Source organism: Rheinheimera sp. A13L, from assembly GCF_000217935.1.
In the GTDB taxonomy this organism is placed as follows: domain Bacteria; phylum Pseudomonadota; class Gammaproteobacteria; order Enterobacterales; family Alteromonadaceae; genus Pararheinheimera.
Map to the genome: position 1 here is coordinate 1 of NZ_AFHI01000001.1, position 23003 is coordinate 23003.

A 23003-nucleotide genomic window follows, 5' to 3' on the forward strand; every position below is an offset into this window, starting at 1 on the left:
ACAGAACCTTGCGCCAGCTTGGCAGAATAGCTCAATTCATTCTACGAGTGGTTCTAAAAATGGGGGATAGGTCAGAACTACAAAAAAGCCTCTGATTATTGACCACAATCAGAGGCTCTATACATCCACTAACCTTATGTTAGTTCATCGGCACATTGAATACCTTTTCAAAGTGCTCATAACTACGGTTTATACTTCTGTTTTTGTAAGTTATGCTCCTGTGTATCCAGGTATGCTTATCATCCTTTGCTACTACTTTTAACGATTGGTGTTCCAGTGTTACTGGTTCATTATTCTCATATCGCTGTTCCAGATCCGTTTCACAGCGACTAAAACTATCCTCTCTCGCACAAGCGAAGCTATAGAGGATGGTCATGGCGCCGTCAGTCTCAGCACGCCATTTGTTATAGTGAGAAGTAGACTCAGTTTCAGGATAAAAAGAGAACAGTGATGCTGTATAGTTAGGGAAAATATTCATGTAGTACTTATCGCTACCTGTAATACTGTTTCCATAAAAAAAAGAACCAATCAAATCATCTGTTTTACTTTCTATACTTTGTTGTACAAAGGGAGAATACCAGTCCTGCCCTGCAACAATAGAAATGTCGCCCATAGGCGTCTTAATAAAGCCGTATGTATAATTCTTGCCGTCTAAGGTAATTATCAGTTGTTCGTTGGCAACACGCCATGTAAAGGCTTGCTCTGATTTTTGTTGGGTCGCAGCTAAAGTGAAGATAGCTTTGCCCTCTGTATTGCTGGTAAAAATAACTTCAGAGCCACCAAACACAAAATCCGATTCAGTAAAATCATGTTTCAGTCTGAAACCAGAAAAATAAGATACATTCAGATCAAACTCGGGCACCGGCAAAGATTGTGCTTTGAGCAGGGTTGCAAAAAACCTGAGTTCAGTATCCAGAAGTTCAGACAAGCCTATGTAGTTTTCTGGATTAATAGTTGCATCTTTCAGCGTCACTTTCACGCCATAACTAAACACCAGAATATCCGATTCTGATGGCAAAAATTCAGCATCAACCAGCTGAATATCAACATCAACTGAAGTGGATTCATTGGCGTTGAAGTTATGTAGCCAGATCGGAAAGCTATATATAGGTTCAGCCGGAAGCTGCACTGTTTTATTCTTGTCATTTTTCACAGTAGCCAGTTCAATAGCTGCCATAAATGAAGTTGAAGATCCGTAACCAAATTCGAAATGAATAGGCAGCTCAAACTCTATGCTATTCGCCAGTACTTGTTGAGCCTTACCGTTAGAAAATTGAGGTGTAACGTAGATACCCTCAGCCATATTTTGCTGTTGAGCTTTAGTTGCTGTCACTGCCAAAGCTGCGATATCTGATTCAAGAATCAAGCGACGCAGATGATCTTTTTCTGCAACCATATAAAGTTCAATAGATTCATGGCATTCTTCTAAACAAATTAGTTTCTCAGTGTGAAGTTCAACATAACCATTCCGATACTGCCATGATAGTTTAGAAATGTTATCGTCCTGCTGAACATATACGCCTTCATTATTTGGGTATAAAACTAATTTGCTATTGTTGTCGAAACTCCATTGCCCAACAAACTCTGATTCAGCTTTATTAATTTGTACCCAACGCTGCGAATCATCCGTTACATTAACAGAGAAGTCATAGGTACTTTTAGCCTTCCCATCGGATAACGTTATGCTAAATGTATGGTTTTTAATGTCAAAAAAGCCAGGCTTCATTGAAAGTGTAAGTTGATTGTTTTGCAAAGCACCTTCAATCCACTCTGGTTTATTGGCAAAACTCACAGTCACTGCATCCTGTTCAGCATCAGTAACTGCATAAGTCAATACCCGGCTTTCCAGAACAGTGACATCAAAACTCAAAGCACCACTGATCACAGGCGCTGTATTAGTTGACCCAGAGCCAGAATCTGAACTACCTCCGCCTGAACCACCACATCCTGCCAACAACAGACAGCATGCGAAAATTAACATTCCCTTATTCATTAGAAACCCTCAGTTCACATTACAAAATTGAGCGCGATTCTACTGAGCAAAGCGGAAGATTACTATCAAATTATGACCGTAATTTTTGGGTCATTTTCAAATCAATGAGTTAGCTTCAAGTACTATTTGGGGAGGACCTGCAACAAGCTTCTCCACACATTTTTAATGTACTAAGGTGTTAAGTGATATTGTTCATTCAGGCAGGTTTTAAACTCAAAAATCAAATAATCATCTTTAATTTTTTGCCCTGACTATTGGCTTATCTTTCGATGTTGAGCAAAGAACGACGATAAACTTTGCCGATAAATTCAGGGACTGTTGTGTTGAATTGGTACAGAACATCACCGGGTTAATACAATGGCTGAAATTTAAGTTGTAATAAAAATTCAGGTAATTCTTATTGTTGAAAAGGTAAAAAATGAGTTTAATGGTTTTATATATCTGACGAATTGGCAAAAAATAGCCCGCGAAAACGGCATGTTTCAAGGAAGAGTTATGCAAAAACCCCAAATCCTGTGGAAATATCAAACCCCATCCCGTGCATCGATAACACTCGGCTGGAAAAACCTCAGCCAAAAGGGAAAACTATGGCTGATCCTGGCTAACTTGCTCTGGTTAAGTTTAGTGTTGTACAACTACAGCGCGAGGGGCAGTGAATTCATGTTAGTTTCTGGTCTCTACCCTCCACTGCTATTCACTATATTTCTTTTGCAAGCCAAAGGCTTTCCCAGAGAATCAGTGGGCAGTCTGATGGAAGTGCTTAAAACAGAAAACAACCGGATTTTCATAGCTGACTACCCACTACCGGATACAGTACGTAAAGTAGTGATTGGCCGTATTGATATTCAAGGGCCTGCTTTTTTACAACTGGCATGGAATCAGGGGCATCAGTGGATATTTCAACTGGATGAGCTGCAACAAGTACGGCATTTTTTCCGTCAGCATGCGCCTCAGATTGAAATCGTTAACGAATAAACATCAGCCCGGGTTTCAACAATTGTTAGCGAAAGGAGCTAAGGCTGAAAATCTGCTCTACCGGCACGTCAAGATAGTGTGCCAGTTGCAAAGCAATCAGCACTGACGGCGTAAAACGGCTGGTTTCTTCAGTACTGATGGTTTTGCGTGAAACGCCTATAGTGTCAGCAAGTTGCTGTTGCGACAAAGCTCTGGCCGCGCGCAGTTCAGCAATACGGTTATAAAGTTGCTGTTCATCCATCAGTTAGTTTCCTGCTCTATATCGTCTTGCTCGTTAAATACTGTTCTGAGCTTCAGATAAAAACTCAGGCTGCCCACCAACACCGTCAGTATTGAAAACAGTTTAAAGGACAAAAAATCTGCCCAGCCAAACTTCACTAGCAAGTCTGTCAGAACTATGCAGAGAAAAGACGTGATAATCATCAACTGAAAGGCCAGGGCCGTGGCGCGCTGATAGCGGCTGCGCAGATATTCATCTGCATAATCACCATGCAATTCACGTAAACGCCAGCCGTAATTCAACAAACCTGGCTGACAAGATAAGGTGCGAAAGAAATAAAACACAGCAATAAGGTAACCAAAAGTCAGCAGATCGTTGGCGGCTTCTGATTTAAACCACAACAAACTAATTTCATCTAAAAAATACACAAAACTGATTAAGCTGATAAAGGCTGAACTAAATACCGCTGCCTTTACTGAATTCTCTTGATCTTGCACTGACCATTTCGACATTTTATTTACCCCACCACCGATACCCTTAGGTATCAATATGAAACCTTAAGGTATCAAAGTCAGGCTTTTTCGACACCTTAAGGTTACATCTAATCTAAAACCAACTGGAGTAATCTTAGTCCTTACTTCTAACTCCCCTTATTCACCACCCTCAAGGCGGTATAAAGCGCCATTTCTGCGCTTACCCTGATATTCGGCTCCACACCAACGCCTTCAAAGTTAGTACCTGTGACTGGGCTTATAGGCCTGAACATCGGAATACGCACAAAAAGCCAGTCGTTGACCTGGGCAGCACCAGTGTAATGCGCCAGGCCAGCACTGGTTTCGCCAATCAGCACAGCGCGGCTAAGTTGCTGCAAGGTATAAGTAAAAAACTCGCCAGCACTGGCCAATTGTTTGCTTTGCAGAATATATAGCGGCTTGGTTTTTAATAGTTCAGCATCAGGCACGGCCAGACTTAGTACTTGCTCAGTACTTTTACCATTGCGATCCAAGACTTCCCACAGCAGCGTACCTTCTGGCACAAAATGGCTGATTAAATACTGCACCAACTGGGGTGAACCACCAGCGCTGTCACGCAGGTCGATGACTATATGATCGCTGTGGCTTAAAAACACTAAAGCGGCATGACCAATTTTATGCGCTTCTTCGGTTTGCCAGAATTTATGCAGTTTCAGATAACCCACATTGCCAGGCAAAATACGCGCCTGCTCGAAGGCAAAGTTATTGATTTTACGCTCTTCTGTCTCTTTCAAACGATGCGATACACCACCTTGCTCAGCTATTAAAGCCAGACTCAGATGACCATCACCGCTGTATTGACGCATTAAATCCCCTACTTTGTCAGCAAACTGCTCCTGAGTAGTGATATCAGCCAAAGCGCCGCTTTGCTCTTGTTGCAGTAAAAGCGCACTGACTTTTAGCGCAGTTTCGGGAAATACATACTGCTGATTCAGAATGGTGTTGATGCCCTCAATACTGGCCTGCCGTTCAGCTGGGGTAAGAGGGGTGTTGGCGTGAACAAAAAATGGAAAAACAATAACAAGCAGCGCCAGAGCAAGGCACTGTCTTTTTAATAAAGAAATCATAAATACCTCAAATTACTGATAAAAGTTCTGTAAACCTATAAATTCAGTTATTTGAGTGAAGGCTGATAATAAAGCCGTTTTTTATGCAGGTTAGCGTCGTGCCATAACGCCAGCCTGAAACGACGGCCAGGCCCAGCGCGAATAAACCAGAGCAATAGCAAAAAACTCAAAGGCAGTATCAAGGGAATTAAAGCTAACACCAGCTTGCCAAATTCCAGCACCAACTGGTAATCCGCCTGTTGTTTCTGATGTAAAAATAACAAGGCAGGACTGCGCTGAAGTTGTTGTAACAAAGGCGCTTCGCCCGTATCCGCAGCAACAGTCCAAAGCTGCTGATAGTCTGGTCCGTGCCGTTCAACTATAGAAGTGGTATGCAAAAAGGCCAGCAGCCATACCAAAGCTACGCCTGCCAGCAGCAAAGCCGCTGTTCGCACTAGTTTGGTGTTGGGTTGAAGTGGCATGACAAGCTTCCTGTATAACATAACCGGAGGATAAGGATTGCCCAGCTCAAAAACAAGGCTTAACAGGAACAATCTGCCCCCATACTGGTTTTACTTTTTTGCAACTACTGATCATCCTGCAATTTTCCCAACAGAAAACCCCGTCAATCCTCAATTCCTGCCTGCCTGAAAGCAATTAGTTGATGCCTAACCGGGCAAGCCTGAGTACAATGGCTAAGCGTTGATAATTCTCAGGGTTAAGTTTTTCACCAAGGCCGTGGCACAGCATCAAGCTAGAAGCCGCTATAAAGCCCAACCCATATAACAAAACGCATCCAACTTTAATCAGGCCAGCCTACACTGGCCCTTGAACATCAGCAGGAAAAGAAAAAATGGCAGCTTTTGGTAGTGTATTTATGCCTGAAATGGCGATGGCCCGTTTTGATGGTACAGCCTGGAGTCAATCCGCAATAGTTCCGTCCGATAACATCAGTCTGCACCCGGGCGCTCATGTGCTGCATTACGCCAGCACTTGTTTTGAAGGCTTAAAAGCCTTCCGTCATGAAGATGGTTCTGTGGTTATTTTCCGCATGGACAAAAACGTGGCCCGTATGCAACAAAGCTCCGAATTATTGTCTTTACCAGGCTTTGACGCAGAACTGCTAAGCCAGATGATTGTCGACGTAGTGCGCCATTATGCCGCCGACGTACCAACACCACCAGGTTCTATGTATATCCGCCCTACTCATATCGGCACTGAACCGGCCATTGGTAAAGCAGCTACTCCAACCCTAACCTCTTTGTTATACGTATTGTTATCTCCGGTTGGCGATTATTTTGCCGGTGGCAGCCGCGCTTTACGTTTGTTGATGGAAGACAACGCCCGCTGTGCACCTCATATGGGCATGATCAAAAGTGGTGGTAACTACGCCAGCGCTCTGCAACCAACAATGCAAGCCAAAGCCAAATATCAGGCCGATCAGGTGCTGTTCTGCCCGAATGGCGACGTACAGGAAACAGGCGCAGCCAACTTCCTGCTGATCGACGGCAACGAAATTATCACCAAAGCGCTGGACGCATCCTTCCTGCACGGCATCACCCGCGACACTATCCTGACGCTGGCCCGTGACTTAGGCATGAAAGTATCAGAACGCGAACTGACAGTAGAAGAACTGCTGGAACGCGCCGCCAAACCAGGCACAGAAGCCGCTTTATCTGGCACAGCTGCTGTATTAGCACCTGTTGGCACCCTGATCCACCAAGGCAAAGAATACAAAGTAGGCAACGGCGAACCGGGCAGCACCACCGCCAAATTACGCCAAACCCTGAACGATATTCAGTGGGGCAAAGCCGAAGATAAACATGGCTGGTTGACTAAGGTTTAATCCGCGATATAACCAACAACAAGTAGGGGCGGGTCTTGCACCCGCCCGTCTAAAATTCCAATCCAATCTCAATAAAGGCCGTCTAACCTCAAGTACAACGCAAGTGTAAAGCTTCAACCCCAGTTGAGAGTCAAGAGATTCTATGCAAGTATCCGTCGATAGTTTTCTGCAGCTGCGAAGCCCACAGCATGTATCGAATTGGTCAACTAGCCAAAGTATTAAATATCTCTGATATCAAAACTGCGCTTTCTGGAAGAACAAGGTTTAATAAGCCCATCGCGGCAAAACAGCGGCTACAGATACTACAGCGAAGACAGAAAAAACTGACCGACATAGACCAGCAAGTGGCAGACTTACAACAGCAACGCCAACAAATTGAACTACTGATTACACAACTGGCGGCTAATGAGGACATCAACAATCCGGATAATAAATAGCCCCGGAAACCAGCCGGGATCTCAGTGTTTTGGGTTAAGAAACTTTTTTAAAGCCAGTATCGTATTAAAGGTTAAACGGGCAGAGACAAACTCTGCCCGTACAGTATCAATGTGAAGGACTGTGTTGCAAAGTCAGCTCCGTAATAACGGCAGCATGATCAGAAGGCCAGGTATTATTCAGCACAGGTGCCGTTGAACTGCCTTCGCGCCCCACTGTAGTTTCAACTTCAGTGGTAAAAGCTCTGGACGCTGTTGGTTTTAATAAAGCACCTTGCCAATAAATCCGGTCGATACGGTCCTGAGGTTCAGTGGCTTTAAACACAGGCGACCAGGTATTGCCAGGCGACAGCACAGGATCAGGGTGAATATAACGGTAAGTATCAGTAAAACCCGCTTTTACCACAGCATCACTGGTTGGCCAGATCAGCTTGCCAACACCATTGCGTTTCCCGGCAGTAGCGGCTGTCCAGTCCAAATGGGAAGGCACGTTAAAATCGCCTGCGAGTAACACAGGAGTTTCTGCAGATTGTGCAATCAGCGACTGCAGCCCGTTGAGCAAATATCTGATTTGCGGCAAGCGCTCAGAACGATGCTCTTCGTGCAATACAGACTGAGGCGTAGCACCGGATAATTCAGCCGCATAAGGACCATAATAATGCGGATCCAAATGAGTATTCGCCAGCCATACAGAAAGATTATTGGCATAAGGGAGTTTGATTTTGGCCACCAGCGAAAAATCAATATTAGTACTATCAAGCACAGGGAAGCGGCTGATAATCTGAATACCAGCATAGGAGCCAACAGCGTGATACCAGCCAAGCTCATCGGCAAGCTGCGCTGCTAAAGCCTGATTCACTTCCTGTAACGCAATAATATCGGCTTCTGACCTCACTATAGATTCGAGGCCTTTCTGAAAGCCATCATTTACCCGGCCAAAAGAGCGCCAGACATTGTAAGTCATCACTTTGATTGCAGATTGCTCCTGCTGCAAAGGCGTCAGCACTGGCAATGTCACTACAGCATCCACTGAAACTTGTTGCTCTGAATCCAGCGCGCGCACCACCAGTTGTTGCAACCCGGCATCGGATAATGCGGGCATGCCCTGCAAAATGCCGTCCGGCGATAAGGTTAACCAGCCCGGTCCTGAGATTAATTGAAAGGTGAAGGCGGCTGAGTTTTTCCGCAGGTATGCCGAGAGTTTTAATTGATAGTTCTGCTCTGCAACCGCCTGATAAAGCCGGAATTTAGAATTTATCCATGCCATTGGCCTGGCATCTTTCACAGTAAAACTGACGGGGCCAGCTTTCACTGTATAGCCGTCGTTAGCAAGCAGCCATAATTCGTACTGGCCTGCTGCTACAGGTGGCGCAATATTCAGCAAACCACTGCCAATAGCACTTGTGGCTGTTTTAGTACCATTTAAATACAGCCAGGCAGCAGAGCCGGGTCCAGGTGTGGTGCCCTTAGCATAAACACCCAGCCAGTCGGTTTTTGACGCCCTGGGATTATTGAATTCCACCACTAACTGCTCAGCAATTCCTGGCTGTGGATTCTTAATCACTAAGCCTGGCTGATCGGCTGAACTTAACACCTCAAAATTCACCGCCTGAGCTAAAGGGCTATAGCCATTGTTAGCTAAAAACCAAAGGCTGTAACGCCCGGGCGACAAAGCTGTTGCCGCAAAGCTCACCCGGCCATTGATACCCACAGCTGAAGCCAAACGACTGTTATTAATATATTTCCAATCCGTGGCTGCACGCGATCCCGGCTGCACATTTTGTGGATAAATACCAAACCAATCCGAGACATTGCCAGAGCCGCCGGTAAAAACAACCTCAATAGTTTCAGTGGTATAAACAACACTTTTTGTTAATGAGAATTGTGCAGAGCTATTTGACTGTACCTGACTGGCATTGGTAATAGCAGCAGCTAACATCAGCAGCAATGCCATTCCGTACAGCAACAAGGTATGAACAACAGAGTGTAAACGCATAAGTAAGCCTCACGTGATGGGAAGGCAGACACAATAAATCAACAATATTTACACAATATGACATTATGTATTTTTTATACAATATATCTTTATCAGTATAGTCAGGGTTACAGAATGCAGGGCAAATCAGCGGGTGGCGCAGGTTTTAACCTTGGTTGGGACAGCAATTTTTGCAGAGTCGTATAGACGAACTGAAAAGACCAGAGTCAGATTTTTAAGATTCTTTCCCGTTAAAACGCGTGATTGAGCATTTACAGCGTTGTACCTAAGGCTTTAGGTCAAAAACCTGCACAAGAGAAACAAAGCATACGAATTCTGCTTTGTTTGAAATCCATCAATCCCGCTTTAACCAATCTTGTGTCAAAACCAACAGTTCTTTTGCCTGTTTGATGCATTCAGCAACGGCAGCATCCTCAACCAGATCACCAGAATAATCAGCAACATTACGCTGTTTACGCAAAGCGTCCAGAACGATAAGCCTGTCTGTATCTATGCCAACAGTTTTCACTAGCGACTGTAACATGGTTTGGTGGTGGCCAGGTTTACTGGTGAGAGTTCTAAATCCAACTGCCTGCAATGCGGCATTCGACAACTGCATAATGGCTTTGTACGCAGCATCAAAGCGGTTTTCATTACTCAGCTCAATCAACTCTGCATCTTTAATATTGCGTTGTGCAGCTTCAAGCAAACGCTGAATTGCGGCGCGATCGGGGTTAATGCGTTCCAGTAGTTTGCCAATCAGATTGTCTAAGGTCATCCTTGTCTCCTACTATCATCAGTAGCGGGTTGGCAAGCAGTTCACGGATAAAACCTGATTGCTTTGCCAGTGCTTTCTGCCATTCGGACAATGAATATAGTTTAGGATTGATCTCGCGGCCAAGCTGTTGCTGCGCCGGATAAAGGTTTTTTACTGCATCAGCAAAACTCAGTTCTCCCACCAGCAGCAGATCGATATCGCTATTGGCTGTAGCCTTGCCACTGGCGACAGAACCAAACACAGCCGCAAACTGCAGCTGATCGGATACAGGTAACAAAGCCTGTCGCAATACATCAGCCAAACCTGTGGTTTTGCGCAGAATACTGGCCAACTCTTCATAGACTACACAGCTGGTATCTGCCTGATAACACAGCTGATTACCCTGCTGTGTTTTCTTCAAAATACCTGCCTGAGCCAGTTTGGTCAGCTCTTTATGCAAGGTACCAGGCTGGGTATGAGTTAAACGGGCAATTTCACGCACATGCCAGGCCTCGTCGGGTTTAAGCAACAGCAAACCCAACACCTGACGGCGGTAACCGGTAAAAAGCAAATCAGTAAGAGCAGACACAACAGCACCAAGTGAAGCCAATAAAGCTACGAATGTAGCCTTTTAGGCTTCATTCGTCAATTAGTGACTTTCAGGCTGTGAAATGAGATCCAGCTAAGAATGGCAGGTATAACTTACCACCAGATTGGTTGTGGCCTATAAAAATCGACCACCAATGCACTTGTGCTTGCACCAAAGCTGTTTTAGTTTGACTGAGCCAGGCAACCAGAACAGTCAAAACCCCAATGAAAACTATCTACCAATACGCCATAGTAAGGTTTTTACCTTTCGCCGAGACAGGTGAGTTTGCCAATGTGGGTATAGTGTTATGTGCGCCTGATGTTGGTGTTTTTGCTTTTCAGCTTATCCCCACGCCATCAGAGCGGGTGCAGCTGTTTTTTCCTCGGCTGAATAACGACTTACTACCGAACACTCTTAAGCTGTTAACTGATGAATTAAATCGGATACAGCAATTGGCAGAGCAACACAGCTCAACTCAACTATTCGCCACCTTTCAGGAATTGATCCGCCCACGTGAACAGCTGATCCGTTATTCCGGGCAACGCTCTGTGTTGAGTGCGGCTAAACCTGCTGAACTTCTAGCGCAGTTAATTAAGCAATTGGTGCAGTTATAATTCAAGTCTTTGAACCACACACCAGATGAAATGCACACAGGTCATCACAGACCCGAACATATCAGTCTTTTGCTGCCCACTAAATTTACTATTGAGTTTGAATCTGACTTAAAAACCCTCTGACATAGCTGCAATAAAAATCTGCTTGAGCTTTCCATGTACCTGTTTTAATTTGAACTAAGCCACTTTGGCTGCAGTTCAAGGAGTTGTCCTGATGGATATAGATTTTCATAAAAAAATCAAAGCCGATCGCCCTAATCGCTCTTCAAAATCCGCTTTAGACTTTGCCTTTGAAAGTGACAGAGGCCGTATTATTAATTCGGCAGCCATCAGGCGCTTACAGCAAAAAACTCAGGTGTTTCCGTTAGAACGAAATGCAGCAGTTCGTAGCCGATTAACCCATTCGATGGAGGTGCAGCAGGTTGGCCGTTTTATTGTGCAATCCATTTGCCGCCTGTTAAGTGAAAAATATCAGGTACCCGAAGTAAATAAGACTGATCCCTACTATTTCACCGAGCTGGAACGGCCAATAGAAAGTCTGATAGAAATGGCTTGTCTGATGCACGATATCGGCAACCCGCCTTTTGGCCATTCAGGCGAAGCTGCTATCAATAAATGGTTTTCAGCTAACCTGTTTCGGATCAAGCCCAAAGACGCCATCAGGAAATCTGAAACTGCAGCATTGTTGTGGCAGAAGCTCGCGCTTGAACTGCAAAATTATGAAGGCAACGCCCAAGGTATTCGGATTGTTACCTCACTACAAACAATGAACCTGACGTACTCCCAGTCGGCCTGCATTATGAAGTACACCAGACCAGCCTGGTTAGTAAGAGAAGACGAACACAAACCCTATAGCTACCTGATGAAAAAACCTGGTTACTTTTACACCGAAGCCGGGTTTGTCAGACAGCAAAACGAAGTTTTAGGTATTGCCGAATTTCACCGCCATCCACTGAGTTACATCATGGAAGCGGCAGACGATATCTCCTACTGCATTGCAGATATTGAAGATGCGGTTGAAAAAGAACTTTTAAGCCTGGAAGAGTTGAAAGTAGCGCTACTGGAACATTTTAAAACCAACTGCAAGGTGCCTTGTGACAGCAAGTTAAAAGGGTTAAGAGATACATCCGTTACATTCGAAGACATAGTTAATGCGGCGTGGAGAAAAGCTGAAAATCTGGAAGATAACAGGGTCTACGAATTTTTTATCAGTCTACGTGTAGGCATTCTTCATCCTTTGGTTAAATATGCAGCAGAGCAGTTTTTATCCAACATTGAGCAAATTTATAACGGCAGTTTTAACAGGGCTTTGTTAGAGGACGATAGCCAATACCACGCTGTGACCGAAACCTTTAAATCTGTAGCGCGCAGTTATGTGTTTAATGCTCGGGAAGTTGAATTGTTGGAAATTCAAGGCTTTAAGATCATAGGGGGCTTGCTGGATTCGTATCTGCCCATAATGCGCCTGAGTAAAGATGACTTTGCCAATGTGCTTGCTGGCAAGGCTAATAAAACGCTGCCTTTAGAAAATAGATTAGCTGGCCGCCTGCCAGGTAAATATAAATTCAGCTACCAAAAAGCATTACAAACCCCGCCATCCAACCTGCCGCACGATGGCGAAGTTTACGAGCGCTATCTGCGCTGCCGGTTAATTCAGGACCATATCAGCGGTATGACAGATCACTATGCGCTGGATGAATACGAATCTTTGGTGCTTTGCCGTTGAGACCACAAGCAATCTAAATATTTGAGGCTTCTGGCGAACCTGAAAATTCGCCGAAAAAATAAAAAATGAAAGCGCACAAGAAATATCAAACACTACCATAGCGGTTGTTTGAGATAGCCAATCACATACAGCATATGATATTAGCAGCAAGTCCCGAAAAAGAGCTTGCTGTTTGACTAAAGCTGCACTAACTTGGTTCTAAACAAGTTACAACTGTAACGAAGTTGCCGGAAAAGGAAGTTTGGCAGTTCAGTTCTTTTTGGCCTTTTAGCCTTTAGATCTCCCGCTTCATACCTTCTGCTTTTCTTATGCAACTTCAGAATTAACTGGGGCAAAGGGCAAGACCTGACACCGATTTTCGGTGAGGTAGTGCATCAGGGCCGTAATAACGCCGACCCCAAAGTCCCGCATTTAGTCAAAAGAGACGAAGTGGAAAAGGCGATTAAGTTTTTTAAAGAACTAGTCAAAGTGACGGATGGCGTTGCTTTGTAGTTTGAGGCACAGCGTAAGACCTGACACCGGTTTTGCTGTTAAAGGATCTGTATTATCTATGAATGAAAATTTTGAATATTTAACAGCTTTGTCGAGTATGAAAGAAAATGATTTCTCTGAAAATATTCTCGTGAAATTGTTTACAAAGATGGGATATGACAGGGTTGACTTTAATGGAGGGATACTAGAGAAAGGAAGAGATATTATCTTACAAAAAATTATGCCTCTAGAGCCCGAACCTCATACAACTTTGATTCAAGTCAAGAAAATAAAGAAAAAACAGACTATAGAAGATGCCAGCACGATCACAAAATTAACACATCAGTTATATGAAGCAATTGATGCCGGCTCTATAAATATAGATGGTAAAAAGATTAAACCAAACACCATCATACTAGCCTTTCCAGAACAGGCTTCCGATAGATTTATGGATCAGATAAAACCACTAATGAACATATCTGAAAAGATGAATATAAAAACACTGATATACGATGGACCAAAAGTTCTTGACTCGATAAAAACATACGCCCCAGAGATACTTGATTCAATTATTCAGAAAAGCACAAAAATATATGACACTAGCGATGCAGAAGATTCAAATGAAGAGTTATCTATAGCTGTTAATTCATGTTCAAAGAAAAGAATACAAGATATCTACATGAGCCTCGATTTTTTCGTCGGCTCAATAAATAGCAACTTCTTACTAACATCAAAGATATCTTTCAGAAAAGACGAGTTAAATTTCAACCAAAGCATATGGGCTACTTTCAGGAAAAAATACTACGAAATAAATAAAAAATTTGGCATCAAAATATCATTAAAATCCCCCGAGGAAATTGAGTCTGAATTTAAGGAATATAAAGAGTTATTTGAAACAGATAAAAACAAAGAGAACATGAAGTATGCTGAGAGCATTCAAAAAGAAATAACAATAATAAAAGAAAACATATCAGAACTACAGTCAACGTTAAAAAAACAATTAAATCAGTTCAAGTTTGATAGCATAAATGATAAAAATGAAATTGCTAGCGTAATCACATTTTTAGAAATGAATGGACATGAAACGGACCCACACAACCTGCCAAAGATATCGGTTAACAATAGAATAGTAGACAACATAAAAACAAAACTAGAAGAAAATAAAAACCTAGCCCAAAGGCTTAAAAACATTAAAAGCCAGATAATATCCAGACCAGAAATGGAAATAAGAATATCAACCGATGAAATAATTGACAGAATAAAAACCTATAAAGATAAATATACAAAATTATCAAAGAACATAAAAAACAACATTCAAACATTCCTACTTACCACTGAAGAAAGCCTTTCATTTCTACATGAAATAACCAATGAGTCATCTATTTTTCATGAAATCATTGAAATATCTCTTAGCGGTTATTCAAAAGAGCGGATCGAAGTCAAACCTGAAGATATTCTTGGCTCAGGCTATGATATTGCAGTTTATGGTGCAGCAGGCGCAGGAAAAACGACGACGTTAAGCAATTTCGCTATATCAAAGTCTAAGATAGAGAAGAATAGCGTTATTTATGTCCCATTAAACAGAGTCGTAGAGAAACACAATAAAATATATAGAAGCATAATCGGTAAAGACCCGGACAAAATGAATCATGACGAGCGATTGATAGCCGATCCAAATAATGCAATATTTATATGCATTCTGTTATCAAAAGGAATTGCATTCAACTCACAAACTCTTGATTTACTAAAGAAAGAAATAACCAAAGACAAAACAGTAATAATAGATGGCTTGGACGAAGCATATGATTCAATTAAGGGAATACTACAATCAATAAACAACTTTAAAAGATCACATAAATGCCAAATTATAATATCATCTAGAGACTGCGTTAAATACTTAGACGATATAGACTTTCTTGGCATAACACTTCTTCCCTTCACAAAGGAGCAGCTTCTGCAGTTCGTTAATAAATGGTTTGGTGATAATGATGCAAAAAACCTATTATTAAATCGCGTAGAGAACACTGATCTATTTAGAGAAATCAGTTCTCCTTTGCTAGCAACTATTGCATGTGATTTGGTCGAAAAAGGATTTAGCATTCCTGCATGCGAACATGAGATTTATGAACAAAGATTTTCTCTACTCACTGGAGAATACGATAAATCTAAGGGAATTACACGACAAAAATTTTCCAGAAAAATTTTGATGCAAACGGCAATGGCCTTAGCTTACGAAATGCACACAAGAAAAGTTAGAGAATTAAGCCAGATAGATTGCGTACAAATAATATCTAGAAAACTAAAGTTAGAAGATAGGCACTCAGATGCCATAAAACTATTTAACGAAATGATATCACCAAGCAACATAATATATTTTGATAACTTATCCAAAAAATATTCATTTGGCCATTTTAGATTCCAAGAGTACTTGGTTTCTGAACAGATATCACTTGATAGAAATATAGATATAATCGATTTAATTAGCCAGACTTGGTGGGCTGGAGCTCTTTGCTTATTTTCACAAAAAACTGATATAACGTTTATCTTCGAGCAAATAATTCAAGAAGACGGAGAGGTTGAAAGATCTAATAACATACTAAGGCAAATGATAAAATCTTCACCAAAAGAAAAAAGGACTGGACTTTACGATTTATTTAAACTGACAGAAAAAACTAAAAGTGTTTATAGAATAATAGATTATGGTGAACACTCAAATTTGGATATGAGCGAATTCGGTATTTATATACCTGATGAATTAGATAGATACGGCTCAGATAGTTACTATTAAATTTACACCAGCGGCCTAACCGGCCGCCGTCAAAAACACCTTATAAGCCCCATTGCTGGTCACCAGCCGATACTCATACCCCAATGTATCCAAATGCTCTGCTATCTCTGCATGATCAGCAATCTCAAAGCCAGCCAACACATCCCCAGTAGCTGCGCCGTGATTACGATAATGAAACAGAGTGATATTCCATTTCTCGCCCAGAGTGTTCAGGAAGTTCATTAGCGCGCCTGGATATTCCGGGAAGTTGAACTGGTAGACCTGCTCTTGCACTAAACGTGGTGGCATGCCGCCGACCATATGGCGTACGTGTAGTTTGGCCAGTTCGTCGTCGGATAAATCCTGATAGTCGTAGCCTGCTGCTGATAAGGCCTGATTGACCTGTTGCAGTTCTTCTGCGCCATGGCGCAGTTTGATGCCAACAAAAATATGGGCTTTGTTGTCGCTGGCGTAGCGGTAATTAAATTCGGTGATGGCGCGGCCGCCTAAGGTTTGGCAAAAACGGCGGAAGCTGCCTTTTTCTTCCGGAATAGTAACGGCAAATACCGCTTCCTTTTTCTCGCCCAGTTCGCAGCGCTCCGACACGTAACGCAAAGTGTCGAAGTTCAGGTTAGCGCCACTTAGTACTGCACTTAAATTTTGCGTCTGATCCGCAGTTGCTGCATATTTTTTCAGGCCAGCTAAAGCCAAAGCACCAGCAGGTTCTGCAACTGCTCGTAAGTCGTCGAAGATATCTTTGATAGCCGCACAAATTTCGTCGCTGGAGACTGTGATCACATCGTCGCAGTATAAATGCGCCAGTTTGAAGTTTTCGGTGCCTATGCGTTTTACCGCCACACCGTCGGCAAATAGCCCTACTCTGTCTAAAGTGACAGGCTCGCCCGCGTCCATCGCAGCTTTTAAGCAGGCGGCGTCGTCAGGCTCTACGCCTATCACTTTCACGCCCGGCATTACGGCTTTGATATACACCGCCATGCCAGCCAATAAGCCACCGCCGCCAACCGGAATAAATACCGCATCCAGTTTGTTATGTTGGCTTAACAGCTCTTTGGCTACAGTGCCCTGACCTGCAATGACATCGGCGTCGTCAAAAGGTGGAATATAAGTGGCGCCCTGGGTAGTGGATAACTCGATGGCAAAGCGGTTGGCTTCGTCAAAAGCAGTGCCGTGCAGCAGCACTTTGCCGCCAAGGGCTTTGACTGCTGCTACTTTAATTTCTGGCGTAGTGATAGGCATGACTATAGTGGCGTGCAGGCCCAGTTTGCTGGCCGATAAAGCCACGCCCTGAGCATGATTGCCTGCAGATGCACACACCACATTTCCACCCGGGTTTTGCTCACGCACTTTATGCAATTTATGAAAAGCGCCACGCAGCTTAAAGGAATACACAGGCTGCATATCTTCACGTTTTAACAGCACATGCTGACCAATACGCTGGCTGAGTTTTGGCATAGCCTGCAGCGGGGTTTCTATTGCCGCCTGATACACAGGCGACAATAAAATTTCCCGCAAATACTGCTGCATCAAGGCTGGATTAGGCGCAGGGCGCTGCCAGTCGGATGCAGTTTTAAAAGATTTCTCTACCGCACTCATAGGTCTTCCAATTTACTCAGATCACGCACTGCGCCTTTATCGGCACTGCTTGCCAGCATGGCGTAGGCTTTTAAGGCCGGGCTGACTGAACGCACGCGATCTACAGGTTTCCAGGCCAGTTTACCTTTGGCTTCCATAGCAGCGCGGCGCTCTGCCAATACTTCGTCGCTGACACCAATGGCGATGCTGCGGTTTGGAATATCAATGGCGATGGCGTCGCCTTCTTCAACCAGGCCAATAGCGCCGCCGCTGGCAGCTTCTGGCGATACATGGCCTATAGATAAACCCGAAGTACCACCAGAGAAACGGCCATCAGTGATCAAAGCGCAGGCTTTGCCTAAGCCCATCGATTTTAAATAACTGGTTGGATACAACATTTCCTGCATACCAGGGCCGCCTTTTGGCCCTTCGTAGCGGATAATCACTACGTCGCCTGCGACAATTTTGCCGGCCAGAATAGCTTCCACTGAGCTGTCCTGGCTTTCAAAAATACGGGCGCGGCCGTTAAACACCAGGTTTTCTTTTTCCACACCAGCGGTTTTCACAATACAGCCGTTTGGCGCTATGTTGCCGTACAGCACAGCTAAACCGCCGTCTTGTGAATAGGCATTTTCTTTGCTGCGGATACAACCTTCAGCCCGGTCGTCGTCCAATGTTGGGTAACGGCAACTTTGTGAAAAAGCCTTAGTGGTACGAATACCGGCGGGGCCAGCGCGGAAGAAATCCAGCACCTGCTGATCTTTGGTTAAGGTGATATCAAAGCGGTTGATCACATCACCCAAAGAGCTGCCTGCCACATGAGGTGTGTCCGGGTTGAGTAAACCTGCGCGCAGCAGTTCGCCTAATATCGCAATAACACCACCGGCGCGGTGTACGTCTTCCATATGGTATTTTTGCGTGCTCGGCGCCACTTTGGATAAATGCGGCACCATACGCGATAACCTGTCGATATCATTCATGCCAAAATCGACTTCGGCTTCAATAGCAGCGGCCAATAAATGCAGCACTGTATTGGTAGAACCGCCCATGGCGATATCCAGCATCATGGCGTTTTCGAAAGCGGTTTTATTGGCGATATTACGAGGTAAAGCGCTGGCGTCGTCTTGTTTATACCAGCGGTTGCATAAGTCCATAATGCGCGCACCGGCACTGATAAACAGCGCTTTACGGTCGCTATGGGTCGCCAACATAGAGCCATTGCCCGGTTGGCCTAAACCCAAAGCTTCGACTAAGCAGTTCATTGAGTTGGCGGTAAACATACCAGAGCAAGAGCCACAGGTTGGGCAGGCACTGCGTTCAATTTGTTCGCTGTCGGCATCCGATACTTTTGGATCGGCAGCCGACACCATAGCGTCTACTAAATCCAGTTTGATAATTTGGTCCGATAGCTTGGTTTTGCCTGCTTCCATAGGGCCACCTGAGACAAAAATGGCCGGAATATTTAAGCGAAGTGCCGCCATTAACATGCCAGGGGTGATTTTGTCGCAGTTGGAAATACAAACCATAGCGTCAGCGCAGTGGCCGTTGACCATATATTCCACCGAGTCGGCGATGATTTCGCGTGACGGCAGGCTGTACAACATACCGCCGTGGCCCATGGCAATACCGTCGTCTATGGCGATGGTATTAAATTCTTTGGCTATACCGCCAGCTTCTTCAATAGCTTCAGCCACCAGTTTGCCTAAATCGCGTAAATGCACATGGCCGGGCACAAACTGGGTGAAGGAGTTCACTACGGCAATAATAGGTTTACCAAAGTCGGTATCTTTTACCCCTGTGGCACGCCATAAAGCACGGGCTCCCGCCATATTGCGGCCTTCGGTGGTAGTGGCTGATCTTAACTTTGGCATGGTCTTGTTGCTCCGGTTTATTTAGTTCCCCTTCGTACTTGGAACCGCAGCGTTGTTGACTTCGCTCCTCGCCCCAGTCACATAGTGAACTATGCTCCTGGGGTCTCGCTCGCTTGTCGCCTGGCTGCAATCCCAATTACTTTGGGGTATCTCTAGCTTGTTTAATGTTTAGCTCTGCTACTTGATGTTAGACGCAGAGCTTATAAATTTGTCTTAAGTTTAGCGGCTTAAGCCCGCATTGAGCTTGTTTGACTTTGTGTTAGTTGTGACTCTACACAATCCAGACAGTCGATATCGTATAACTTGTTTAACTGATTGGTCAGCAGGCTTATGGGTTTGTCGCTAACGATAGACAAAGTCACCAGCAAGCCGCTGAAATCGGCCATAGGTTTCATTTCCATGCCTGCCACTTCAAAGCCACGGTAACGGGTAACCTGCAATAACCGCTCTAACACCACAGGTTGGTTTTTAGTCTGGATGGTTAAAACGTGATTTACGCATGCAGTGTTCATTGTGCTTTCTCCGTTAACATATCCTGATTGGCTGCTCCTGGCGGTACTAATGGCCAGACGTTGTCTGTTTCATCTATTCGAACGTGTAATAAGTAAGGGCCTGGCCAGGTAAACATGGCTTCCAGCGCTGGTAAAACTTCGTCTTTACGGCTGATGCTGTGGCCTGGTATGGCAAAAGCAGCGGCTAAAGAGACAAAATCCGGGTTATCGGATAAATCGGTTTCGCTGTAACGCTCGTTAAAAAACAGCTCCTGCCATTGCTTCACCATGCCTAAACGCTGGTTATCGACTATCACAATCTTTACCGGCAGGCGGAATCGTTTGATGGTGCCCAGTTCCTGCACATTCATCATAAAAGAGCCGTCGCCGCTGACCGTCACTACCGTATCTTTTGGCCGGGCTAACTGCGCGCCTATAGCCGCTGGTAAACCAAACCCCATAGTGCCTAAACCGCCACTGCTTAAATGATTACGTGGATGACTAAAGCTCATATGCTGCGCCACCCACATTTGATGTTGGCCTACGTCGCAGCACACTACGGCGTTGTCCGGCATACGTTCGCTTAACTGTTTCAGCATTAAAGGCGCAAAAATACGCTCACCCGGATGGTCATAACGCCAGCCGTGGTGCTGTTTCATGTTCAGGCAATGTTTTAACCAGTCTTCGCAGTGAGTGGGTACTGACATCGCAGGCAAAAGCTCGCGTAAATCACCTATCATGGCGCATTCGGCACGGCGTAATTTGTGTAGCTCGGCCGGGTCTATATCGATATGAATAACCTTGGCGTCCGACGCAAAAGCAGCCAGTTTGCCAGTCACCCTGTCATCAAAACGGGCACCTAAACAGATTAATAAATCGCATTGCTGCACCGCATGATTGGCGGCCTGAGTGCCGTGCATACCTAACATGCCTAAGTAATAGGCATTAGAAGGCGGCACTGTACCCATGGCTTTTAAGGTAGTGACCGAAGGCATAGGGCTTTGGGCTAAAAAGTCTTGCAGCTGCGCCACTGCATCGGCCATATGCACACCACCGCCTATATAAGCTATTGGGCGCTTGGCATTTTGAATTAATAAACGTGCCTGCTCTAAAGCTGCTGCTGGTAAAAATTGCTGCTGAGAAGTTTCGGCATCTTCAACTAAACGAGGTTTAAACTGCACTTCAGCCAGTTGCACGTCTTTTGGAATATCCACCAGAACCGGGCCCGGGCGGCCTGACATCGCCAATTCAAAAGCTTCGTTTAAGGTGTGTTCCAGTTCGGTGACGTCTGTCACCATAAAACTGTGTTTGGTCACAGCCAGGCTTAAACCTAAAACGTCAACTTCCTGAAAAGCATCTGTGCCCATCACGGCTTGCGACACTTGCCCTGTGATGGCCACTAAAGGCACTGAATCTAATAAAGCGTCGGCTAAGGAAGTGATCAGGTTGGTCGCACCAGGGCCTGAGGTGGCCATACAAACCCCCACTTTGCCTGAACTGCGGGCATAACCTATGGCAGAAAAAGCACCACCCTGTTCATGACGACACAGGTAGTGTTTCACTTTGCTCTGATACAGCGCGTCGTAGATTGGCATAATAGCTCCGCCCGGATAGCCGAAGATATGTTCGACTCCCTTTTGCTCCAGCAGCTTGATTACCAGTTCTGCGCCTTTCATTTTCTTTCCCCTTTGCTCTTCGTACTTGAAGCTGCAGCGGTTTATGAATACTAATCCGGCACCGCTTTGGACGCTGGACGGGCGGGGGTAAACCCCGCCCCTACGTTTTCATCTACCCTGCAACCTTAATTAGGTTGAGCTCTAAATTTTCTTTGTTGTTGATACCAGTAACCAACAAAACCTTTTTCGAAATTTCCGGGGACCTTAAAACACAAAACCCCCGGACCTTTCGGTGCGGGGGTTTTGTTGAGAATTTTTTTGCTGCTTAAAATTCCAAACGCGAGCCCCCGCAGTGACTAATCACCACGATTACGAGGACCACAATAATGTTCAGAATAGAAGCTAAACGCATTTTTTAATTTTAACTCTAGTTGGTTAACTTTTAGTTTCGGCGGTGTTTTTACGTTAGGTGCCGAAAATTTATGCCTATAGAAATAGCCGTCTAACCATCTTAAGTCAACAGATATTTTTGCTTTTGGCTGATTTTTGTAAAAAAATTACAAAAGCTGCATTTTTAGGCAGAATAAGCCAGAATCTTAAGCAGAGAGTCGTTCATTGTTGGTGTAATGGATCAATTAGAGCTGTTTGACTTACCCAATCCTTGTATTGGGGTATGCGAAAACAACAGCAGAGGTTATTGCCTCGGCTGCTTGCGCTCGCGTGACGAACGCTTTAACTGGCATAACAAACCCGTGGAAGAACGCTCCCGCATTCTAAAATTATTGGAAAACCGCAGGGCAAGGCGAGATGCAGCCCGGCTTGCTGGTAAGCCGGATCAGAGCCTGGAAGCAGATATAGGCTCTACGCCGGATATGTTTGGCTTCTAAAAAAAAGCGCGGTTCAAACCCTGGCTGTGGGCACGTTGGCGCAGTTGCTGCGTGGTCTTTGCCAGTTTTCAGTGACAATCTGCTCCGACTGTTTTACCAATTCACCGGCAATAAACTCATACACCATAGCAAGGTAGGCATAACCTATAGTTTCGTCCGAGCCTTCGTCGGTCAGGCAATGTTTGTAGTCTTTGTCGGTTAACGGCACTTTGATAGCGCCGCTAAACCAGTTCGCTTTCAGCGGGTACTGTGTTTCGTCAAACAACAGTTGCGGATCTATATTGACCACTGCTGCGCTTTTGCAGTCATTTTGCTGCAAGGTATTTAAAAACAACTGCTGACCTTTTAATTCCCAAACGCCCTTATAACCCCGCTGATCTGCGGCACAGGCCAGCTGGTTTTGCAATTTCAGCCGGATTTCATCGGACTGATGCAGCTTATCCAGCGGGCTGCTGTCCACCTCATGGGGCACACCATCCACAATAAATTGATCAGTCACAGGGATAGCCGCAAAAGTAACAGTGCTGAACCACAACAATAAACTGATGCAAAAATAGCGCATTGAAGCTCCTTAGTTATGGTTAGTGAAGATTGCGCCG

General features: G+C 44.6%; 20 protein-coding genes. 7 read left to right on the plus strand and 13 right to left on the minus strand.

The features are described from left to right. Window positions 1-139: 139 nt before the first annotated feature. The gene (locus RHEIN_RS00005) at window positions 140-1993 is read right to left on the minus strand and encodes a hypothetical protein (protein WP_008896905.1); all 1854 of its coding nucleotides are present in this window, start codon (window positions 1991-1993) and stop codon (window positions 140-142) included. Between the two features lie 495 nt (window positions 1994-2488). On the opposite strand from RHEIN_RS00005, the gene RHEIN_RS00010 reads away from it, so the two are divergent. Then, window positions 2489-2968 (plus strand): hypothetical protein, encoded by a 480-nt coding sequence (locus tag RHEIN_RS00010; RefSeq protein ID WP_008896906.1) that lies wholly within the window; start codon window positions 2489-2491, stop codon window positions 2966-2968. Window positions 2969-2993: 25 nt separating this feature from the next. On the opposite strand, the gene RHEIN_RS00015 is transcribed toward RHEIN_RS00010, so the two are convergent. From RHEIN_RS00015 to RHEIN_RS00030, 4 genes are all read right to left on the minus strand, one after another. Then, window positions 2994-3209: a helix-turn-helix transcriptional regulator gene (locus tag RHEIN_RS00015; protein ID WP_008896907.1), complete on the minus strand. Its 216-nt coding sequence runs from the start codon at window positions 3207-3209 to the stop codon at window positions 2994-2996. Continuing rightward, window positions 3209-3700: a hypothetical protein gene (locus tag RHEIN_RS00020; RefSeq protein WP_040554146.1), complete on the minus strand. Its 492-nt coding sequence runs from the start codon at window positions 3698-3700 to the stop codon at window positions 3209-3211. Before RHEIN_RS00020 ends, RHEIN_RS00015 begins: the two co-directional genes overlap by 1 nt. Window positions 3701-3828: 128 nt before the next feature. Then, on the minus strand, window positions 3829-4788 hold the full coding sequence (locus tag RHEIN_RS20165; protein ID WP_008896909.1) for a S41 family peptidase: 960 nt from the start codon (window positions 4786-4788) through the stop codon (window positions 3829-3831). Between the two features lie 47 nt (window positions 4789-4835). Continuing rightward, window positions 4836-5249, minus strand: a complete 414-nt coding sequence (locus tag RHEIN_RS00030) for a hypothetical protein (RefSeq protein ID WP_008896910.1) — start codon at window positions 5247-5249, stop codon at window positions 4836-4838. Between the two features lie 371 nt (window positions 5250-5620). Between RHEIN_RS00030 and RHEIN_RS00035 the strand changes: the two genes are divergently transcribed. Together RHEIN_RS00035 and RHEIN_RS21170 are read left to right on the plus strand one after the other, a co-directional pair. Next, window positions 5621-6613, plus strand: a complete 993-nt coding sequence (locus RHEIN_RS00035; protein ID WP_008896911.1) for a branched-chain amino acid aminotransferase — start codon at window positions 5621-5623, stop codon at window positions 6611-6613. A gap of 188 nt (window positions 6614-6801) precedes the next feature. Next, the gene (locus RHEIN_RS21170) at window positions 6802-7050 is read left to right on the plus strand and encodes a hypothetical protein (RefSeq protein ID WP_040554147.1); all 249 of its coding nucleotides are present in this window, start codon (window positions 6802-6804) and stop codon (window positions 7048-7050) included. 106 nt (window positions 7051-7156) lie between these two features. Here RHEIN_RS21170 and RHEIN_RS20170 read toward each other — a convergent pair whose 3' ends face one another. The 3 genes from RHEIN_RS20170 to RHEIN_RS00055 form a co-directional block, all read right to left on the minus strand. Continuing rightward, the gene (locus RHEIN_RS20170) at window positions 7157-9043 is read right to left on the minus strand and encodes an endonuclease/exonuclease/phosphatase family protein (protein WP_008896912.1); all 1887 of its coding nucleotides are present in this window, start codon (window positions 9041-9043) and stop codon (window positions 7157-7159) included. 334 nt (window positions 9044-9377) lie between these two features. Then, window positions 9378-9800, minus strand: a complete 423-nt coding sequence (locus RHEIN_RS00050; protein WP_008896913.1) for a HEPN domain-containing protein — start codon at window positions 9798-9800, stop codon at window positions 9378-9380. After that, window positions 9757-10368 (minus strand): nucleotidyltransferase domain-containing protein, encoded by a 612-nt coding sequence (locus tag RHEIN_RS00055; protein ID WP_008896914.1) that lies wholly within the window; start codon window positions 10366-10368, stop codon window positions 9757-9759. Before RHEIN_RS00055 ends, RHEIN_RS00050 begins: the two co-directional genes overlap by 44 nt. 224 nt (window positions 10369-10592) lie before the next feature. On the opposite strand from RHEIN_RS00055, the gene RHEIN_RS00060 reads away from it, so the two are divergent. From RHEIN_RS00060 to RHEIN_RS00070, 3 genes are all read left to right on the plus strand, one after another. Continuing rightward, window positions 10593-10982, plus strand: coding sequence for a DUF3037 domain-containing protein (locus tag RHEIN_RS00060; protein ID WP_008896915.1), 390 nt, complete (start codon window positions 10593-10595; stop codon window positions 10980-10982). A gap of 214 nt (window positions 10983-11196) precedes the next feature. Further along, window positions 11197-12708, plus strand: coding sequence for a dGTPase (gene dgt, locus RHEIN_RS00065; protein ID WP_008896916.1), 1512 nt, complete (start codon window positions 11197-11199; stop codon window positions 12706-12708). A gap of 550 nt (window positions 12709-13258) precedes the next feature. Further along, the gene (locus RHEIN_RS00070) at window positions 13259-15967 is read left to right on the plus strand and encodes an NACHT domain-containing protein (RefSeq protein ID WP_008896917.1); all 2709 of its coding nucleotides are present in this window, start codon (window positions 13259-13261) and stop codon (window positions 15965-15967) included. A 15-nt stretch (window positions 15968-15982) separates the two neighbouring features. Here the strand turns inward: RHEIN_RS00070 and ilvA are convergent, their stop codons facing one another. The 4 genes from ilvA to ilvG all read right to left on the minus strand — a co-directional run bounded on the left by ilvA (window position 15983) and on the right by ilvG (window position 21577). After that, window positions 15983-17491 carry a threonine ammonia-lyase, biosynthetic gene (gene ilvA, locus RHEIN_RS00075; RefSeq protein ID WP_202797757.1) on the minus strand — a complete coding sequence of 503 codons (1509 nt, stop codon included), beginning with the start codon at window positions 17489-17491 and terminating at the stop codon, window positions 15983-15985. Window positions 17492-17556: 65 nt separating this feature from the next. Beyond that, window positions 17557-19410 (minus strand): dihydroxy-acid dehydratase, encoded by a 1854-nt coding sequence (gene ilvD / locus RHEIN_RS00080; protein WP_008896919.1) that lies wholly within the window; start codon window positions 19408-19410, stop codon window positions 17557-17559. Window positions 19411-19637: 227 nt separating this feature from the next. Beyond that, a complete protein-coding gene (ilvM, locus tag RHEIN_RS00085; RefSeq protein ID WP_008896920.1) occupies window positions 19638-19922 on the minus strand; it encodes an acetolactate synthase 2 small subunit in 285 nt (94 codons plus the stop codon). After that, on the minus strand, window positions 19919-21577 hold the full coding sequence (gene ilvG, locus RHEIN_RS00090) for an acetolactate synthase 2 catalytic subunit (protein WP_008896921.1): 1659 nt from the start codon (window positions 21575-21577) through the stop codon (window positions 19919-19921). The genes ilvM and ilvG overlap by 4 nt, the downstream gene beginning before the upstream one ends. Before the next feature lie 566 nt (window positions 21578-22143). On the opposite strand from ilvG, the gene RHEIN_RS00095 reads away from it, so the two are divergent. Further along, window positions 22144-22404 carry a DUF1289 domain-containing protein gene (locus RHEIN_RS00095; RefSeq protein WP_008896922.1) on the plus strand — a complete coding sequence of 87 codons (261 nt, stop codon included), beginning with the start codon at window positions 22144-22146 and terminating at the stop codon, window positions 22402-22404. 13 nt (window positions 22405-22417) lie between these two features. On the opposite strand, the gene RHEIN_RS00100 is transcribed toward RHEIN_RS00095, so the two are convergent. Beyond that, the gene (locus RHEIN_RS00100) at window positions 22418-22966 is read right to left on the minus strand and encodes a hypothetical protein (RefSeq protein WP_008896923.1); all 549 of its coding nucleotides are present in this window, start codon (window positions 22964-22966) and stop codon (window positions 22418-22420) included. Window positions 22967-23003 lie beyond the last annotated feature (37 nt).

Excerpts from the sequence above, each read along its gene's own strand:
- RHEIN_RS00005 (WP_008896905.1), bottom strand. The coding sequence starts at position 1,993 with ATGAATAAGGGAATGTTAATTTTCGCATGCTGTCTGTTGTTGGCAGGA.
- RHEIN_RS00010 (WP_008896906.1), top strand. The coding sequence starts at position 2,489 with ATGCAAAAACCCCAAATCCTGTGGAAATATCAAACCCCATCCCGTGCA.
- RHEIN_RS00015 (WP_008896907.1), bottom strand. The coding sequence starts at position 3,209 with ATGGATGAACAGCAACTTTATAACCGTATTGCTGAACTGCGCGCGGCC.
- RHEIN_RS00020 (WP_040554146.1), bottom strand. The coding sequence starts at position 3,700 with ATGTCGAAATGGTCAGTGCAAGATCAAGAGAATTCAGTAAAGGCAGCG.
- RHEIN_RS20165 (WP_008896909.1), bottom strand. The coding sequence starts at position 4,788 with ATGATTTCTTTATTAAAAAGACAGTGCCTTGCTCTGGCGCTGCTTGTT.
- RHEIN_RS00030 (WP_008896910.1), bottom strand. The coding sequence starts at position 5,249 with ATGCCACTTCAACCCAACACCAAACTAGTGCGAACAGCGGCTTTGCTG.
- RHEIN_RS00035 (WP_008896911.1), top strand. The coding sequence starts at position 5,621 with ATGGCAGCTTTTGGTAGTGTATTTATGCCTGAAATGGCGATGGCCCGT.
- RHEIN_RS21170 (WP_040554147.1), top strand. The coding sequence starts at position 6,802 with ATGTATCGAATTGGTCAACTAGCCAAAGTATTAAATATCTCTGATATC.
- RHEIN_RS20170 (WP_008896912.1), bottom strand. The coding sequence starts at position 9,043 with ATGCGTTTACACTCTGTTGTTCATACCTTGTTGCTGTACGGAATGGCA.
- RHEIN_RS00050 (WP_008896913.1), bottom strand. The coding sequence starts at position 9,800 with ATGACCTTAGACAATCTGATTGGCAAACTACTGGAACGCATTAACCCC.
- RHEIN_RS00060 (WP_008896915.1), top strand. The coding sequence starts at position 10,593 with ATGAAAACTATCTACCAATACGCCATAGTAAGGTTTTTACCTTTCGCC.
- dgt (WP_008896916.1), top strand. The coding sequence starts at position 11,197 with ATGGATATAGATTTTCATAAAAAAATCAAAGCCGATCGCCCTAATCGC.
- RHEIN_RS00070 (WP_008896917.1), top strand. The coding sequence starts at position 13,259 with ATGAATGAAAATTTTGAATATTTAACAGCTTTGTCGAGTATGAAAGAA.
- ilvA (WP_202797757.1), bottom strand. The coding sequence starts at position 17,491 with ATGCAGCAGTATTTGCGGGAAATTTTATTGTCGCCTGTGTATCAGGCG.
- ilvD (WP_008896919.1), bottom strand. The coding sequence starts at position 19,410 with ATGCCAAAGTTAAGATCAGCCACTACCACCGAAGGCCGCAATATGGCG.
- ilvM (WP_008896920.1), bottom strand. The coding sequence starts at position 19,922 with ATGAACACTGCATGCGTAAATCACGTTTTAACCATCCAGACTAAAAAC.
- ilvG (WP_008896921.1), bottom strand. The coding sequence starts at position 21,577 with ATGAAAGGCGCAGAACTGGTAATCAAGCTGCTGGAGCAAAAGGGAGTC.
- RHEIN_RS00095 (WP_008896922.1), top strand. The coding sequence starts at position 22,144 with ATGGATCAATTAGAGCTGTTTGACTTACCCAATCCTTGTATTGGGGTA.
- RHEIN_RS00100 (WP_008896923.1), bottom strand. The coding sequence starts at position 22,966 with ATGCGCTATTTTTGCATCAGTTTATTGTTGTGGTTCAGCACTGTTACT.